Origin of the sequence: Streptomyces pseudogriseolus (genome assembly GCA_002154585.1) — a bacterium.
GTDB classification, from domain to species: Bacteria; Actinomycetota; Actinomycetes; order Streptomycetales; family Streptomycetaceae; genus Streptomyces; species Streptomyces pseudogriseolus.
In genome coordinates this window covers 1-626 of record MUNG01000690.1, presented here as the reverse complement: position 1 = coordinate 626, position 626 = coordinate 1, and the positions used below count along the sequence as shown (strand labels likewise).

At 74.3% G+C, this 626-nt stretch carries 1 protein-coding gene; it reads left to right on the top strand.

All coding sequences use genetic code 11. The annotated features are described in order from the left end of the window. On the top strand, positions 1-313 hold a 313-nt coding region (locus tag CCN29_RS34120), incomplete at its 5' end, for a DNA glycosylase AlkZ-like family protein (RefSeq protein ID WP_143661472.1). Positions 314-626 lie beyond the last annotated feature (313 nt).

Here is a 626-nt window from a genome sequence, read left to right as displayed (position 1 = left end):
GGACACCCCCGCCCCGCCCCGCTTCCTGCCCGAGTTCGACAACCTGCTGCTCTCCCACGCCGACCGCACCCGCGTCGTCCCGCCCGAGCTCAAGGGCCGGCACTGGAGCGGGAACGTCGCCTACCGCACCCTGCTCGTGGACGGCTTCCTGGCGGGACTCTGGCGCCTGGACGACGACGCCCTGGTGATCGAGCCCTTCGGGCGCCTCGACCGGGCGCGGCGGGCGGAGGTCACGGCGGAGGCGGAGCGGATGCTCGGGGTGCTGCACCCGGGCCGGAGGTACGACGTCCGCTTCGGGACGGTGCGGGAGTGAACCCGGAGAAGCCCCGGAGAAGCCCCGCAGAAACCCAGGGGAAACCCCGAAGGGGGAACCGTGGGGGCATTGGATAGGGGGCGTTGCGGGCTGCTCGTGGAAGCCCGCAACGCCCCCTGGTCGTCACCTGAGGGTCGCTCAGGAAATCAAGGGGTCGGCCCCGGGCGGCGGCACGGCGCGGCGGCGGGACGGACAAGGGTGGCGGAGGAGGAGACGGGCGCGGCGGCGATGGCGCGTCCGGCGGCGGACCGTCTGGTGCGGGCGAGCCCTGACATGGGTCTCCTCCAGTTGCCGGTGGGGGGTCGCACGGGGG